Source organism: Paenibacillus sp. 481, assembly GCF_021223605.1.
In the GTDB taxonomy this organism is placed as follows: domain Bacteria; phylum Bacillota; class Bacilli; order Paenibacillales; family Paenibacillaceae; genus Paenibacillus_B.
In genome coordinates, this window is sequence record NZ_CP075175.1 from 1,811,163 (window position 1) to 1,828,959 (window position 17,797).

12 protein-coding genes are annotated in these 17,797 nt (G+C 45.7%); 4 read left to right on the top strand and 8 right to left on the bottom strand.

The annotated features are described in order from the left end of the window. The 6 genes from KIK04_RS07780 to KIK04_RS07805 form a co-directional block, all read right to left on the bottom strand. A complete protein-coding gene (locus KIK04_RS07780) occupies positions 1-2,748 on the bottom strand; it encodes a putative bifunctional diguanylate cyclase/phosphodiesterase (RefSeq protein ID WP_232277704.1) in 2,748 nt (915 codons plus the stop codon). A 170-nt stretch (positions 2,749-2,918) separates the two neighbouring features. After that, on the bottom strand, positions 2,919-4,457 hold the full coding sequence (locus KIK04_RS07785) for an MDR family MFS transporter (RefSeq protein ID WP_232278648.1): 1,539 nt from the start codon (positions 4,455-4,457) through the stop codon (positions 2,919-2,921). 50 nt (positions 4,458-4,507) lie between these two features. Then, on the bottom strand, positions 4,508-6,229 hold the full coding sequence (locus KIK04_RS07790) for an ATP-binding cassette domain-containing protein (protein ID WP_232277705.1): 1,722 nt from the start codon (positions 6,227-6,229) through the stop codon (positions 4,508-4,510). 32 nt (positions 6,230-6,261) lie between these two features. Further along, entirely contained in the window at positions 6,262-6,795 is a 534-nt protein-coding gene (locus KIK04_RS07795) for an ECF transporter S component (protein ID WP_232278649.1), read from the bottom strand. Positions 6,796-7,050: 255 nt separating this feature from the next. Then, the gene (locus KIK04_RS07800) at positions 7,051-7,791 is read right to left on the bottom strand and encodes an energy-coupling factor transporter transmembrane component T family protein (protein WP_232277706.1); all 741 of its coding nucleotides are present in this window, start codon (positions 7,789-7,791) and stop codon (positions 7,051-7,053) included. Beyond that, positions 7,792-8,706 carry a TetR/AcrR family transcriptional regulator gene (locus tag KIK04_RS07805; RefSeq protein ID WP_232277707.1) on the bottom strand — a complete coding sequence of 305 codons (915 nt, stop codon included), beginning with the start codon at positions 8,704-8,706 and terminating at the stop codon, positions 7,792-7,794. A 278-nt stretch (positions 8,707-8,984) separates the two neighbouring features. Here KIK04_RS07805 and KIK04_RS07810 point away from each other — a divergent pair, with 278 nt between their 5' ends. From KIK04_RS07810 to KIK04_RS07825, 4 genes are all read left to right on the top strand, one after another. Next, positions 8,985-10,571: an MDR family MFS transporter gene (locus KIK04_RS07810; protein ID WP_232277708.1), complete on the top strand. Its 1,587-nt coding sequence runs from the start codon at positions 8,985-8,987 to the stop codon at positions 10,569-10,571. A 1,125-nt stretch (positions 10,572-11,696) separates the two neighbouring features. Then, positions 11,697-13,088, top strand: coding sequence for an ABC transporter substrate-binding protein (locus KIK04_RS07815; RefSeq protein ID WP_232277709.1), 1,392 nt, complete (start codon positions 11,697-11,699; stop codon positions 13,086-13,088). A gap of 84 nt (positions 13,089-13,172) precedes the next feature. Beyond that, positions 13,173-14,582, top strand: a complete 1,410-nt coding sequence (locus KIK04_RS07820; RefSeq protein ID WP_232277710.1) for an ABC transporter substrate-binding protein — start codon at positions 13,173-13,175, stop codon at positions 14,580-14,582. Positions 14,583-14,845: 263 nt separating this feature from the next. Beyond that, positions 14,846-15,955, top strand: a complete 1,110-nt coding sequence (locus KIK04_RS07825; RefSeq protein WP_232277711.1) for a cohesin domain-containing protein — start codon at positions 14,846-14,848, stop codon at positions 15,953-15,955. A gap of 160 nt (positions 15,956-16,115) precedes the next feature. Here the strand turns inward: KIK04_RS07825 and KIK04_RS07830 are convergent, their stop codons facing one another. Next, entirely contained in the window at positions 16,116-16,715 is a 600-nt protein-coding gene (locus KIK04_RS07830) for a hypothetical protein (protein ID WP_232277712.1), read from the bottom strand. Between the two features lie 15 nt (positions 16,716-16,730). Then, positions 16,731-17,621 carry a C39 family peptidase gene (locus KIK04_RS07835; RefSeq protein ID WP_232277713.1) on the bottom strand — a complete coding sequence of 297 codons (891 nt, stop codon included), beginning with the start codon at positions 17,619-17,621 and terminating at the stop codon, positions 16,731-16,733. Positions 17,622-17,797: the final 176 nt, after the last annotated feature.

The following is a 17,797-nucleotide window of genomic DNA, read 5'->3' on the forward strand; positions in this document are numbered from 1 at the left end:
TCAACCTCCGTGTTCAGCTGCTGCAACTAGACATTCCATCACTCCGAATTCGTGGAATCTCGCTTCGAACTCATCTGCAGCTAGCGGTGGACTAATAAAGTAACCCTGAAATAGCTCGCAACCTAAGGAATGCAAGTAAGCAAGCTCTTCAGCAGTTTCAACTCCTTCTGCAATCACTTTTAATTGCAAGCTATGTCCCAATTGAATGATAGCTTGCACGATCGATGCATTTGCATGATCGCTAGGCAAATATCTAACAAATGACCGATCCATTTTAAGGACATGAACGGGCAATGTTTTTAAACGGCTAAGCGAAGAATAGCCTGTGCCAAAATCATCAATGGCAATTTGAATGCCCCTCTTTTTCAGTTGCCTCAACACATAGCTAGCTTGCTCAACGTGCTTATGTACGTAGCTTTCGGTAATTTCTAAAATTAAATATTGCGGTTCCATGCCTGTTTCTTGCATAATCCGATCGACTACCGCAACAAAATCTTGATTAAGAAACTGCCTTAACGAGACGTTGACCGAAATACAAAATGGCGGAAGACCACTCTTCATCCATACACCATGCTGTAGACAAGCTTGGCGCAGCACCCATTCACCGATCGGGATAATAAGTCCCGTTTCTTCGGCTATCGGAATAAATTGAACAGGTGGGATGTAACCGAGCTCTGGATGAGGCCAGCGAATAAGTGCTTCAACCGTGCTAATCGAATCGTGTGCATCTATAATAGGTTGGAAGTGTAGTCTCAGTTCGTCACGCTCGATCGCCTTGCGTAGATGACTTACGAGCATGTTACGATCTGACACGATATCCTTGTGCATGTGATCATAAAAAACGTAACTTTGTCCCCCTCGCTCCTTAGCAGCATACAAAGCAGTCTTTGCCCTTTGCACCAATTCTGTAGAAGCTAAACCGTCCGTCGGATACATAACAATGCCGACATTCGGTGTTACATAAAGCTCATCTGCTTCCACAAGAAAACTTTCGCTAAACATACTCATGATTCGTTGTGCTACTACCTTGGCCTCATGACGCTGACCATCTTCCAACATAATAACGAACTCATATCCCCCTAAGCAGGCACACACATGTCCTCCGCTTACGATAGATATGGTGCTACTCAAACGCTGCGCCACTTTAATAAGTAATTGATCCCCCGAATTGTGCCCAAGTGAATCATTGATAGGCTTAAAGCGATCCAATTCGATAAATAAAAGAGCAAGTGACGAGGATTGAGCTTCTGCCTGTTCAAGAGCTTTATTCAATGTAAGATGAAAATAGTGTCGATTGGGCAGCTTAGTTAAAGGATCATAGAATGCAAGCTGCTGCATTCTCTCTTCTGACTTTTCCAACATCGTTGTTTGCTCGACCAACTTTTCATTCATCCGATGCATTTCTTTGAACATGTCGATTAAACGCTCAGAAGTGATTCTAAAATTGTGAACAAGCGAACGAACCTCCCAAATCCGACTATCTGGCCAAGGAAGTGATTGAGAAGTAAGTAGCTTCATAGGCATACCTGTTGTAATATCCATTAAATTAGCGAGCGAGCGGACGATAAAGCGATTTACGAGCAGTGCAAACCCCGCAGCGCCTACACAAAATAAAAATAACGTCAAAAATTTATGCAAGTAAACCTGAATCGAAATATGTAAAAAATGAGAGATCGGTATAAAGGCGATTAAACGGTCTACGGGATGCTGCTGCAACTTTATTTCAATCGCATAGAAACCGTCATTCCATCTCCTCGTGTCGTAGTCATAATCTTCTTCTGCTGGCAACCAACGATAGAAAGATGACTCGACATAATAATTACGCTCAGCAATAGTCCTGCTTACTAAGCCATCAGGTACAACTAGCAGTGAGCGTTCTGCTTCCATTTGATGTTTGCTGCGAGCACCGCTCGCAAACCATGTCTGATCGCTGACAGCAAGCGTACGTCCTCGCTTGTCGAGCGTGAGGAGCTTGATTAACCCGTCTGAAGATTGGTTAATTAGCGTGTATTCCAATTTTCCTAATTCGATAACGGCACCAATGCTTAAACCTTGTTTGTCTTTCTCATCCATCGCAATCAAATCATCAATGACATCGCGGGTCTGAGTCTCAACCATAATTAAAGAATCCTGCTCAATATCAGCCTGAATTTGTTCGCTATCTAGCACTAAATTGAATACAAAAGGAACGAATACGATAGCAATCGACAAATGGGTTAACAGTTGACTAAGATATACTCTTTTTTCACGTATTTCCGGCAGTATTCGCCTCCAAGGGAGGTACGTTATAATCATGTCTGCGATAAAGCCATTGATAAAACCGTTCATGGCAAACATAAAATATTGCATCAGCGCTTCTGAACCAAAACTCTCAGACTGCAAATAAAAGAACAACGTCGCAAAGGGGGCACCGATGAAAAACCAAAAAAGACCATCCCACACCATGAGGTGCTCCCGTTTACGTTCATATACATAACCGACCAGTATAAGTTCAAGCCCAATAAGCAATATCGTAATCGAAGCATTCTCAGAAAAATAAAAACAAAGGCTGACGGCTAATGCCGTGCCTGCTGACCAATACGAACCATATAGGACGAGAATGACGAGCAGCGCTGCACTGCAAAACGTAATTTCTGCACCATAGGAAAATCGAATTCCATATTGGGTAAAAATAGCGGCCATTGATGCTAATACAAGGAAGATGAGGCCCGTACGGAACGAGCTAAACGGTAGAAGAGAACGCGCCATAACATTGCTACTCCTTTACAAGATGGACGGACACGGTCATTTTGTTAATGTATTCGACACTGAACAAAATTTTCCTACCCTATTTTGGAATAAAAAACCGATAACTTTGTCGTTATCGGTCAAGGAAGCAAATGATGTTCATTCACTTAAGCATTTATGGCATGGGCTAACTAGATGATGTTAGATGATGAAGTCGATTCAGAAGTTTCGGAAGTGTTAGCAGCATCGGCCTGACGACCGGCTGTTTGCACATTTCGCTTCGGCATAAATAACGTAATAATGAGACTAATAACAGCGATTACGACTAGGATTAGAAAGACATTGGACAATCCCTGCTCTAAAAATGAACGCAGGCTCGCCATCATATCCGGACTTAGCTGCTGGGCACTCTCATGACTAAGCAACTTGTTCAAATCTTCGTCCGTAACGGCTGCTCCCTGCTCTTTTACAGCTGACATGATGCTCGCATTTAAATACGTACCAAACGCCGCAATACCTAGCGTCTGTCCTAATGTCCGCACGAACGTATGTAAAGCCGTAGAAGCCCCTCTTACATTCCAAGCAACAGACGATTGCACGATAATCGTGAACACAGTAAAAGAAAGTCCAAATCCTAAACCAGAAAGGAACATGAGCGCAATGATGACCCAAATAGGTGTAGTAGCGCTTAATGACGCCAGCCATACTGCCCCAATCACAACGCCTGTCATACCAAGCGTAGCTGTAATTCTGGCACCGCTCTTAATCAGCAAGCGGCCCCCCACGATTGCACCAATAAGCCAGCCGATCGACATGGGCGTTAAGGACATGCCCGAATCGGTCGCTTTCATGCCGAGTACGCCTTGAATCCACAACGGCATGTACGAGTTAATCCCAATCAGGACACCACTTACAAGGAAGCCAACAGCGTTCGATACCGCTACGTCTCTGATCCGAAACAGCTCTAACGGTACAATCGGCTCTTCAGCCTTTAACTCGATAAAATAAAAGGCGACCAACAAGATAACCGAGCCCACGAGGCACAACACAATATACGGTGAGCTCCAAGGCAGGCCTTGTCCACCTGTAATAAGTGCAAACAAGAGCATCGTCATGCCGATCGTAAACGTGATAGCACCCGCATAATCAATTTTTTTTCGTTGCGGCTCCACCTTCTCTTTGAAAAAGGCCATAATCATCCATACGGAAATGAAACCGAACGGTATGTTAATAAAGAAAATCCAATGCCACGATAACGAATCGACGAAAAAGCCTCCCGCAAGCGGGCCAACCAAACCTGCAATCCCCCAAATGGAGCTGACAAGGCCTTGAACTTTCGCTCGTTCTTCATAGTTGTAAATATCACCGATAATCGTAAAAGTAACAGGTAGCACGGCGCCGGCGCCGATACCTTGAATCGCACGGTATATGACCATTTGCGTCATATTTTCCGCTAAACCACATAGCATAGAGCCGATCACGAATAAAACGGAACCGATAATAAAAATATTTTTGCGGCCGTATAGATCGGACAGCTTGCCGAATAATGGCGTTGATACTGCTGTTGTCAGTAAGTAAGCAGCATAGATCCAGCTAATTAGATGCAATCCGCCAAGATCAGACACGATTTGGGGAATAGCCGTACTGACGACCGTCACTTCAATCGCGGCAAGAAAGGTAGACAGCAGTAATGCCATTGTGACAAGTTGCCGACTTCGCCCCGGACTCATAGTTGCTTGCTCTCTCAAAATGTTCTCTCCTTTGTGTCTAATTACACGTATTACTTAATAATAAGGTTGCCCGCTACTAAATCCAATCTTTTTAATAACGAGTGTTGTGCTTCATTTATTTCATCCCACAGCTCATCATGGGTTGCAATAAGGAGCGCACTGCCACGCTGTGCCTGCTGCAAGCACCATGTTCGCACGTATTGTGCGTTATTTAAATCAAGCCCTGCCGTCGGCTCATCCAGCAAAATGAGCGCTGGTGCATGCACGGTAGCAAGACGTAGGCTCATTTTCCGCTTGGCGCCAGCATGTAAGTCATGTGGATGCAGATGACGCAAAGACCATAGTTCATCCTCCATCAACATGCGCTCAATAAGTTCGTCCAATGGCGCAGCATGTATGGAGTGATCCGCTCGAACACGTTGCCCGTGATGTTCAGGTTGTTCAGGTTGTTTATGTGTCCCAGAGTGCCCCTGCTGCTCACGTTGTGCTTGTTGTACTTGTTGTGCTTGTTGCGCATCCTGTATCGCCTGTCGATACTCCTCCCACACCGTATCCGCAAAAAATAAATACTCCGGCCGCTGCGGCACATAGCCGATCAAACGTGACAGCTCATATGCGTTCCAGCGATGCAGCTCACGTCCGCATAACGAGATACTCCCATGTTGCATGCGCAAAGATTTCGTCAATAAGCGAAACAAGGTCGATTTTCCAGAGCCGTTACATCCGTGTAAAATGTGGCATTGCCCGCTACGCATCGTAAACGAAACATGATCCAACGTTGGCTTCACCCCGCTATCATTACGACTGCTAGCTGAGCTCGTTGGATGCTGCGAATGCTTGCGAGCGGTCGGAGCATACGAATAAGAAAGAGACTTTACTTCCAAGATAGATGCTACTTCGAGGACATTATGTTCACCATTTCTTAGGTCTGGCATGCTCGCATCCTTTAAAATGGAATCCTCTGTCACAACAGGCGGTATATGCTCTGCCTGATCCATCTGATCCGACTGGGTCAAGTTGTTAGGCTCGCTTAACTTGTTAGGCTTGGTCAGCTCATTTTGCAGCCGCCCTTGAGCAAGTTGAATAACACGCGCAGCAGGCCATCGCTGAGTGCGCTGCTCATCCAAACGCGACATCGCAAGTATAAGCGTGCGCTCCGAGTTATGCCACTGCTTTAGCGCCGTTTCCAATGCTGCATACGAAGCAGCATCCATATGACTCCAAGCATCGTCAATAATAAGCAGCTCCGGCTCCAGAGCAAGCATAGCTGCAAGCGCAACGCGCTGCTTCTCCCCACCGGACAGATGCAACACAGATCGCTCACGCAGTTCCACTAAGCGAGCCGCATGAAGCTGCTCCTCCATACGGCTGACAATGACTTCCGGTGGCAGCCCCACATTTTCCGGACCAAAAGCAATTTCATCCTCAACCGTTCCAATAACGAACTGCTCATCAGGATCTTGGAGCACTAGCCCTACTTCGACACCACAGTCCGTAGGTGCAGACAGCCACTCTTCGCCTATAACGTCACCACAATCCGCGCGCCACACTGTCCCCTGCAAGCTACCATGATGCTGGCGCAGCGTGCGAGCCAGTAGTTTACATAGTGTTGTCTTACCACTACCATTCGCCCCTGCTATGATGAGAACCTCACCACGCCTAATAGCTAACTCCTCAATGTCGAGCGAGTGAACGGAAGCGAGCGAATGCAAGGATGACGATCGTGCTGCCCCTGCGCCTACATAGCTAAAGGTCACGCGTGATAAACGCATGACCTCCTGAGTCCGAGTATGTTTAAAGTTTGTCATTTTCGTTCCGCTCCTAAGGCAAAGCCGCGCACATAAGGAGTTGCTGCCAGACGATCACCAATCCATTTCGCAAGCACCCCTGTTAACAGTGCAGCACTTAAACAACGGATGATGAGCGTGCCAACGAGAACCCATGATGCATACTTAATATATCCAAACATAAAGGCAGAAACGATGAACCACAGTGGCACAGCAGCCACACTTACAAAAATAAGTTCTTTCCATCCAAATCTGCGATATCGATAAAAATAAAACAAAGGCTCAATAACGACAGCGTAGCAAGCAGCCGCTGCAATAACAGACCAAGCGCCATAAGCGGTGCCAATAAGCAGCTGTATACACGCGCCGAGCGCATATGTCATGACCGCCGCGCCTGGCTTGCGGATTATGTACATCGCTAGTATGCCGTATATCATATATAAGCCAACAATAGATGATGTTAGCAAAGGTCCTCCAGCTGCATGTAGCAGCTTATTGACGTGCGATAAGCCGCTCGTCAGCACGCCATTTGCCGCTGCCAATAGCGCCATAAGTACCCAATCAGCGATCGTTAATGATGTTAAAGAAAAGGTAACACGTGATTTCACTTGAGGTTGCACAATCATTCCTCCAAATCATAATGTGGCTATGCCCTTCTTAAAATTTACTAGGGAAGTTCGCACTTGGCAAGAACTAATTGTTAACCTCATCATCGTAATTGTTGGTTGTTTATTAAAATGTTAATGTAAATGGTTCGTTAAACAGCCCCATCCGTTCAATCTGTCCAATCTGTCCAATCAGCCCTATCAACCCCACATCATCGTAGCCATCATGGCAGCAAACACGGCCGCTGCCATCACCTTCCCAATTGGCGCGATGTACAAAGTGCGCCAATACGTGCGCTCTGCGACCGCGCCGAACCGCTTCGCTTCCATCGTGGTCGCCACTTCCTGTGCGTGGCGGAGCGCATTCACCGCCACGGTGAGCACGTAGCGGCCAGCTATGCTTAGCCGCTGCTTCAGCCCGCGCGCAGGCGCACGCGGACGCAGCCGCTGCGCGTGGCGAATATGCGCCGCTTCCGCCGCCAATAGCGGCACGAAGCGCAGCGCGATCGCGACCGCATACGCAAAGCGTGGCGGTAGCCGCAAATGATGCGCTAAGGCCACGACGACGTCGCGCGGCTTCGTAGTCGTCGCGAATAGCAGCGACGATAAGAACAACGTTAGCGTCCGCAACGTCAACGCAAGCGAGTCGCGCAACGCCTCTAACGTCAACGTCAGACTACCAAACGTCAACCACGGCGTCTCTCCTGGGAGGACAAGCCACTGAAACAGCACGAGCGGTCCGCCAAAGCCTAGCAGCCAAATGGCAGCTTGTCTCCACTGCCGCCCACTCCATCCGCTTCCTATTACGCCTGCGCCCACAACAGTAGCAAACCAACCGATTTGCCACGCCAGGTCCATCGTCCATATGACAGCCCAACCCGCGCTTAGGAGCGCGATAGCCTTCGTTATCGGGTCCCATTGATGCAACCACGTGCGCATCATTTACCCTTCTCCTTCTCTAGCTGAACGCGCTTGTTCATCCAGCACATCAAGCAATTGCTGTGCCATTTCCGTCATACTTGGTTCCCCTAGTGTCGTCAAGAACAACGCCATTGCGCGCGCGCTGACACCAGTCCCGTTCCCCCGTAGCACCTCTGCTTCCAGCACCGCGTATGCTTGCTCGGCATCCACACGCTGCTTCGAGCCACATTTAAGCTTGATGACGGTCTCTTTTAGCGCCCACAGTCGATCCAACAAATGCTGCTGCTCTAACGCTAAGCCTATTTTTCCCGCCCGAATAAAATCGTGCATAATGTCCATCGTAAGTAGCGGCTGTGCTTGTTTCTGCACAAGCGCAGCTGCGGCGGCATCCATCACGTTCATAATAAGCGCGATCACTTTTGAAGAATCCATATTTTTACGATCAAAAACAGCATAATTCATGAACTCAAAGCTCATACCACTAATAACAGTCACAAGATCGTTCCAATAAGGCTCGGCTTGCTGACCATATACTTCCGCGACAACGTGCCGCAGCCCAAAAAAGCGCTTCGCACGAAATTCATACACCAGTTCGCGTATTTCTGGTTTCTGATGCATATGAGCCTCTTTGCGTTGCAGAGCAAGGAACATGCTGAACCGTTTAACATTTTCCAATGAGAACAAAATAAGCTGTTCGAGCTTGGCGCGAGGAGGGATCTGCGCTGCAATCGTTTCGCGCAACGTGTCATACATCAGTTGATAATGATATTTGTAAATCATCATGAGCAGCTCTTCCTTTGAACGAAAGAACGAATACACGGAACCTTTCGCAATACCAGTCTTGTCGGCAATTTCTTGGATGGACGTATCATGGTAGCCTTTTTCGGCAAACAACGTTAAAGCCGCCTCCATAATAAGTCGCTTTTTTTGTTCCACAATTTGCACCCCTAGCTATATTTTTGACCGCTCAGTCAAGCGATGTAATTTGTTAAATTAAAGATATCACAAAGCAACAGCGGAAATAAACATTTCAGCAAAAAATCGGAATTGACTACATGGTCATAACAGAGTATATTACATAAATGAGAAAGGATTGACCACGAAGTCAAAGTAACAAATGGTAAGCACATTATGCTGGTAACAGCTTCATTTGTAGATGACTAATCAGTCGATTTCGAATTGTAGAAAGAAAGGTGAATACATTGACCAACACGATGAACCCAACGGCTTCTAAGCGTAATCGAAATATGGTGCTGTTCGGGTTAATTATGGGTATGTTCTTTAGTGCCTTGGAGCAGACCATAGTAGGTACAGCCATGCCGACGATTATTAAGGAGCTAAATGGCTTTGAGATTTTTGCTTGGGTAACGACGGCATACATGATCAGCTCCACCGCGGTCATTCCGCTTGCGGGTAAGCTAGCTGACATGTTCGGCAGCCGCTTCATTTATTTGATCGGCTGGATTATTTTCGTTGCTGGCTCAGCACTATGCGCCACGGCAACTACGATGGAACAACTTGTCCTTTATCGCGCCGTGCAAGGTATTGGCGGCGGTATGCTTATGCCGATGTCACAGACGATTATCGGAATGATATTTTCTCCTACTGAACGTGCCAAATGGCAAGGCGTATTCGGCGGTATTTTTGGTCTAAGCTCGGTCATTGGACCGTTCTTCGGCGGACTTATTGTAGACAACATTAGCTGGCACTGGATTTTCTTAATTAACGTGCCGTTCGGCTTAATTTCTACGGTTCTTATTTTTATCGGGATGAAATCTTTGGATGCTCCGCGCGTCAAAGGCAAACAGCTTAACATTGACTGGGCCGGTATTTTCACCCTGATCCCAGGTATTATTTTATTGTTGCTCGGTCTGTCGCTCGATCGCGAGCAATACGCATGGACATCACCGCTAAGCGTGCTCGTTTTTGGAGCAGCTATCGCACTATGTGTCGCATTTGTCTTTATTGAAAAACGGGCTGCTGACCCGATTATCGATATGTCACTCTTTAAGAGTCGCGTATTTAACGTATCTGTCGGACTCGGATTTTTAATCGGACTTGGTATGTTCGGCGCGATTATGTTCGTGCCTATGTTTATGCAGGGCGTGCTCGGGGTATCGGCGACAGAAGCCGGTTCAACGATGACGCCGATGATGATCGCGCTTATCATCGCCAGCATTATTGGCGGTCGACTCGCACTGCGTTTCCGCTACCGCGCCATCATGGCGACGGGCATGATCATTAGCGCAATTGGCTTCTTCCTGATGAGTACAATGGGCGTGGATACGGCTCAGATCACAGCGTATAGCTACATGGTCGTACTCGGCTTCGGTATCGGTCTTGTGATGCCGCTCATTACGATTGTTGTGCAAAATGAGTTCTCACGTGAGCAGCTCGGTACGGTTACCTCTGCTACGACATTTTTCCGCTCCATTGGCGGTACGATCGGAACGACGCTATTCAATGTCATTATGAACGGTGTCATTGCAACGAACATTACGAATGCAATGGCAACAGCTGATCCAATGTCAAAAGGGATCTTGGAGCAAGCCGGCACGGATTCAAACATGCTGTATCAGTTGCTTATTAATTCTGAAGCGCTGCCGGTTCCAGCGGAAGCGAAGACGAACTTGCTTAACATCGTGCGTGATGTATGGTCCTCTTCGTTCTCGACCGTATTTTTAACAGGCTTAGGTTTTATTGTCGTCGGCATTTTTGTATCTTTGCTTATTGGTAAAGGCAAGATCTCGTTGGACACAACGAAACAGCAACACACAGACAATGAAGCGCAACCGCAATAAAGGACTTACATGGTTTACTTTCTGGGCTATTTCAACAGCCCGTCACCGTGCTAACACACAGTGGCGGGCTATTTTATTTTGCAATCTAATCCTTTGCAGCCTGCTAAATGATCAACCAACAGCTTACTGACCGTCGGTCCACATAAACAATGACACTAGGGTGTGTATGCAAACCTAAGCGAGTCGCTAACCTCTAATGGTTATGAGCGTGGCTATTCCTAGGGATAACCACGATTTTAAAATCTAATGGTTCTGGTGGTGCTTATTCCATAGAAATGAGCTGAATTCCAACAAAAAACGTTAACTAAGCACTCTGATAACCGTTAGAAATCAACATCAATGAATAAGAGCGAAATAAGCTCGGTGAGATCCGTTAGCGGCGGGTGCCATAAGAAGAATCAATCCTTCGATGAAGATGTAGTGGTAACTGTCGCACTTCATTTTACAATTCGTCTCTTATTAAAGCAGCACTCGACCAGATGGCATTCTGTATACGTCTTCATGTCCAGATTGCGCTTTTTACGGGCTTACGGCGATTTTTTACTTGGAATGACGGGAGTCGCTTGGTGTTCATCCAGCAGATATAGAATACGGTTGATTTCGTAGGCGTGGTTCGCCAAGACGCAACTTTGAGGTAGATCCATCGACGCTAAGATCTCATATCCTTTGACCAAATTATGGGCCTGTCTTCCGGTCAATTCGAAGCGAAGCGGATTCCCAAGCGCGTCTACAACAGCATAGTATGTCATTCCGTATAACGCGATGATCTTTTGGAGGACGTCCTCCTTGGGGTTTGCGATCCGGCGGTAGCAGTTCTTTAATTCGATCCCATTGATCGTCTCTGATTTCGTATCGGCTCTTCATCTCCTTGATTCGCCACGAGTTAAGCCGTTTTTATAGTATGTATACACGCCCTAGTCTACAGTTAGCACAGGCAGGTAGCCCGCCCCTCTTTTTCCACCTTGTTGATGATCGTATCTATTCCTTGTTTTTTCTTTTGGACGCGTTTCTTGTCGAACCTTAAAATTAGATAAAATTACATATTAGTAACAAAATTGTTATTGTATCTGATTGAACCGCGCCCTATAATCATGGTTGATTTTGGAATATTAGGAGGGTTTACATTTGAAGGGTAGAAAATTAAAACTGCTGGTCGTGCTCATGACCACGATGTCGTTATTGGCAGGTTGTATGGGAGAGAAGCCTGTACTTGAGGAACTTGACGGAGGCAAAGGAACAATCAAAATTCTTTCTGATAATGAGCAATGGTTCTACTCCCAGTATGGAAATACGTTTAAACTTAAGCATCCAAACATTGATTTTGAAATCATTAGTACGAAGCATCATCAACGTCCAGACATGACCCAAGATGAGCGTGAAAAACTAGAAAAGAAATTAATTACTGAAAAGAAGCCGGACGTGTTGTTTCTTAACCAAAAAATATTTAGTGAATTTATTCAAGATGGAAAACTATACAACTTAGAACCTGTCATCAAGCAAGAGCAGTTTGACTTACAAGGTTATATGCCCGGATTTATAGATATGCTTCGGGAAATGGGGAGCGGTTCCATTTACGGACTTACACCTGAGATTAACACCCAAGTCATTTATTACAATGCTGATCTGTTTAAAAAACAGGGGATTGATCTCCCCCAGAACAAAATGACATGGTCTGATCTTCTTGCCTTATCAGCACGCTTTAACTCGAGCGGAACGAATTCAAAAGACAAAATCGTCGGGTTTAGTGAAGAGGGGTATCGCGGAAAAGCGGAGCTTCTATTCAAAATGGCAGCTACGGCAGGGCTGACACCGCTCGACTCGAAAGGAGAGACCATCCAGATTCAAACGGAAAGCTGGAAAAAAGTAATGACCACAGCGACTGAGGCTTTTCGGAATAACAGCGTATACACGGCTCCCGATGAAAAAAATATAGATATGCTAATGGAGCGTGGAAACAAATTTGCAGAGGGAAAGGCTGCAATGATGATGTCTTATCCTTATTATGCAAGAAGCATTGATGACATGAAATATTATGACAAGAAGGCCAAGGAGTTTGAGTGGGGCATGGTAACAGCACCTATCGATCCCGCCGCTCCCGATGAATCTGCGTTTACCAATCTTGATACCATTTTAGCAATCTCCAAGGATGCAACGAATAAACGTGCCGCTTGGGAGTTTGTGAAGTTTGTTAATGGTATTGAAATGGCTCAAGCCACTTCACGATCATCATTTGGATCTTTACCGACACGCAACCAATTTTATAAAGAAATTAGCGGAAAAAGTACCGACGTGTTCTATGCCTTAAAGCCAAAAGCGAACGGGCAAAATAGCTGGTATAGTTCAGTACCGTGGAAATTTAGTCAAAAGTTCTTTGACATTATAAATGAACATATGCAAGCCGTTATTGATAAAAAGAAAACGGTGGACCAAGCACTTGCTGAGATTCAGCAAAAAGCCCAAGCAGAATTGAAACTGGCGAGGGATCAAGAAAAAGCAGATAAGAAAGACACGAAATAAACGCACCTGTCTTAAGAGAGCGAGTCTTGTTCGAACATGAAGCGTGAGATGAGTCGCCAAGCTACGGAGAGGGGATGTCTATTCATGTTGTTACGCAATGGGAAACTGCCGATCTTGCTATTAACGATGATGTTGTTCATTACGGCCTGTGGCAAGTCCGAAAGTGACAAGTTCGGCAAAGATACGGTTGGCAAGCTAAAGGTACTTTATGCGGTTGCAGGTGAAGAGGAAAAAGCGTTTAATTCGAAATACGGCAATTACTTTAGATTTGCCTATCCCAAGATAGAGCTTGATTTCATTAGTACAAATCACTTGTACTATCCCAACAAAGATGTCAGCATCTCACAATCCAAGCAACTGGTACAACAACTCATCAAAGAGACCAAGCCCGATGTGATCCTACTCGACGAAGCTCAATTTACCTCATTTACGCAAGATGGAAAGCTATTAAATTTAGATTCGATGATTAAACAGGATGGATTTGATCTACACGGGTATATGCCCGGTTATATGGATCTGGTTCGACATAAAGGAGCAGGCTCTATTTATGGGCTCTCCCCTGAAATCAACGCCGAAGTTCTTTATTACAATGCTGAGTTGTTCAAAAAAAATGGCGTAGAGCTTCCACGTGATAAGATGACGTGGCCAGAAGTTCTTGCGTTGGCTGGACGCTTCAGCAATAGCGCGTCGAGCGGAGACCAGAAAGATAAAGTCGTCGGCATGGTTGACAACAACTTTGGGGAGCCTGTAGATTTTCTGTTGAAAATGGCCGGCACTTCAGGCTTGTCTCCCGTTGATGCCAAGGGTGAGAATTTGACCGTTCAATCTGAGCGCTGGAAAGACTTTATGACAGCGGCAACCGATGCCCTCCGCAGTCAAGGCTTAGTTATCCCCTCCATGGAGCAGCATATCCAAGCACTGCAAGGATGGGACAAATTTTTGCAAGGAACTGCTGCCATGACTATGCAGCCCGTTGGCTACGCCAAGTGGATAAAAGAATCAAAAGACACAGGTGCCCAACCAAAACCAATCGATTGGGGATTCGTGACCGCGCCTATCGATACAACATACCCCGATGAATCAGCGTTTATGAATCTAGGACAGTTGTTTGCCATCTCAAGCGATACGGCGAATAAGGAAGCTGCATGGGAGTTCGTTAAATTAGTAAACGGAGCGGAATTGGCTCAGGCGATAGCAGGTTCAGCCTTTGACGGTTTACCCGTACGCAGCGAAGCCTTTAAAGAAGTGGACGGCAAGAAGACAACGTCATTGTATACGTTGAAGCCGCGAGCGGATGGCCGGAATATGTGGTCTTGGTCCAAAACGGTGCCACCAGACTTTGAATCTACATTTCGCTTGCTCGTAAATGACAATATGCAAGCGGTTATACAGAAAAAGAAAACAGTAGAGCAAGCACTAGCTGAAATTCAGCAAAATGGTCAAGTTGCTTTGAAGAAGGCTAAAGAGCAGGAAAAAGCGAACGAGAAAAAGTGAAATGATTCTATCTCGGTCGCTGCCATAAAAGTGTTCTATTATAAATGAGCATTCTTAAATACGTCCGTCACTGTTGATTAACTACAGTGGCGGATTTTTTTGCGAATATGTTCAATTGTGTACGTTCTAGCTGTTCCAGCTATTTCAAAAATATTTTCAGTTTTCTTCCATAAAATGCTTAAATATAAAATTATGTTTAGCATCTCTCAAGTATGTGCATTACAATGGCTCATGTGCACAATATACATAATATGGAGGTCAACATGATACGTAAAAAATTGATGCCTAGCTTTATACTTGGACTTGTTTTCTGTTTGGTGCTTTCGATCACACCAGCATTTGGTGCAACGAAAATCGGTGAACCAGCGTGGAACCCTGAGAATGGATGGAAGAGATATACGAACACTGCTCATGAAATTTCATACACCGGTCAAGGTTACTGGGGTAATTATAATTCGACGCATTACAACTCAGAATTAGGAGCAGCTGTAAAGTTCAATGTTGTCGGCACATCTTTTAGAGTCATTGCAAAACATTTTCTTCCATCATCTGAAAATGTCTCCGTTCTCATTGACGGAAAATACTATGGAACTATGAACATGAAGGCGATTGAAATTGGCGATCCTAATTCCTCTTCCAGCCCACCGCGTCTGGCTTACGAAGTTACAGGATTGTCGCCAGGGGAACATTCTGTTGAGCTTATTAAAAATTCATATGACAAATACATTGTACTATCGGCTATAGATGTACCTCAACAAAACGCTTTGAAACCGTACAACCCTAATATTTCTGTGCCAAAGCTTAGTGTAACTTCAGCAACTTATTCGGTATATTTGAATGAAACGTTCGACGTTCAGCTTAGATTAGATAACGTAAATAACATTTATGCAGAAGACTTTAGCATCGACTATGACAAGTCCCGCTTCCAGTTCGTAAGCGCTGTGGCAGATAATAAACTTACAATCGTGCATCAAGAAAATACCGACACACTAAGATTTATTACCGCGAGTAAAGGTCGCTATAATGGCATTAACGGCAGCAGCACGCTTGTAACCTTGAAGTTTAAAGCAATTGGCGTAGGCAATGGTAATGTAGCTGCGATTAAAGCTAAGATTGCTGACAACGGAAAAACAGAAATTACGCTTGCACCAGATAAGCTTGGCGGGTGGACATTCAAGGTGCTTGGGAGTACGGATTACAGCCTAAAGCACCTCGGTGAGGTCGCTTTCTTCTATAAAGAGGACAAATCCAACTTGTCGAACAACGTGAAGAGCATTTTGGGCGACCGCGGCCTAGTTGAAGACGTCGATTTGACCCATATCGTGAAGACCGTGTTGGCTAACCCGCAATATCAAGTAGCAGCTAAGAAATAATTAAACTCAACAGCAAGCTCAAGTAAGCCCGCTCCCTGTTCAACAATCTCTTCCGTCTCTGATCACTGTCCTCTCGCAAACGAGCGCAACGAGTGTACGGTAGAGCAACCAAATTGTTGAACGGGTTCGGGCTTACTATTTAATGTAGTTAATGATTAATTTAAGAGGCGAATGCGATCCTTTCTTTTATTTTTTGAATAACCTCACCCGCTGTTAACTTCGCTCCTGCTGGAAGATTGAGCAGTGATGCCGCTGATTCAGTTAGAAATACATGCTCTTCTTTTCCATCCAGCACCACAAGCAAGCTTTGTCCCTCCACCTCCACATAGCGAACCTGTTCGTCTTTTGCAGCAATCTCCCGCGCACTAATATAAATGTGAAGCAGATCTTTGCTGCGCTTCTCCCCACCCATTAAGATGGGTTCCTTATCGTTAGCAACAATAATGCCATCTGGTACGCTGCCATTCATGGCAAACCATAGCTTCTCCGCCGTTGGCTGAAGCAGATCTTTGATGCTCGCACCTTTGTAGGCTTGAATCTGTTCTGCTGACACCGTCGCATCCACCGCGATTGAAAATCCAGACAGTTGTAACAGGCCCACTTCCCCTTGCGCCTTGTTTTTTGCCACCTTTTTATGCAACGTGTAATCTTGAAGTGCTACCTGCTCAGGGGAAAGATGCAAGGCAGCATATCCAACTAAAGAGCTGATCGTTCCTCCGACTAACAAAGCTCCCATTAAGATCACCCATTTCCTCACCATCGGCTCTCCCCTTCCCTATTTGCTCGTACTCGTCGTGCCACGCCACACGAATCGATTATTTTGTTTAAAAGAATCAAATGTACGGGAGTAATGATCGCCATACCAAGGGTCCATATAAGACACATATTGCGCAGCGTTTGTACCGACATGATGCCCATCTAGGACAAAAAAGTGTCCAATCGCCGCCCCATTTGTCCACCGAATAAAGGTGATCATAGGTTTACCCGCATCAATCTCAGCCTTTACCCATTGCAGCGTAGGAAGATTGTAAAAGATGCTTCCTGTTACGCCGTAATTTTGCAGCCCACGTAGGATTTCACGATCGGTCGCCGGAGCGTTGACGAGACTCCCTTTCGTAAAGCGGACAAACTGCTCCTGGGTCACCGTTTTACCATAGTGTTGCAGAACGGATACAGCTACCCCTGCCCAACACCAGTTGCTCATTTTTTGCTTCACATTAGGAACGGGGAGTTTGTTTCCAGGGGTAGTTGTAGGATCGCCTTTAATAAAGGCCGAGGCCACATAGTGCTTTTCATTATTTTTGTAAAAATAAAACCAACGATTATCGTTCTGTCCTGTCCAGTAATCGCGGAGCGTATCGCCTCGTTCCCAGCCATCAAAAAAAACTTCGGTGTTGCCAGCAATCGTGTACAGCAATCTGGATTGCAGCGTCACCCCAGCTCTTACATTGACCCCAATCGGTGCCGTAATCCCTTTAAAATTCGCGGTTTGATCAAGCGCAGTTGCCGTTACATTTGCAGTTACAGTCGCAGTTGTCTGAACAACTTTGTTAACGGTCACATTTTGTCCGTTTGCCGTTCGCTCGGAAGCAACAGCTCCCAAAGGTGTTGCACTAACGAAGAGTACAGCGAGGCTTAATAGGAGCAGTAACATTTTTCGCTTCATTTCCTAACCTCCTATGACTGAGAAGCATGTTATGCATAGCCATAGGGATTATATAGAGCCCCTTTAAGAATTAGACCTGCAAAATGATAGACCTTATCCCATCCTGAGCGGCACGGAGATAGTTGCTGGATAAAGGAAAAGGCACTTCATCCACTACCGTGCGATTTGCAACGGGG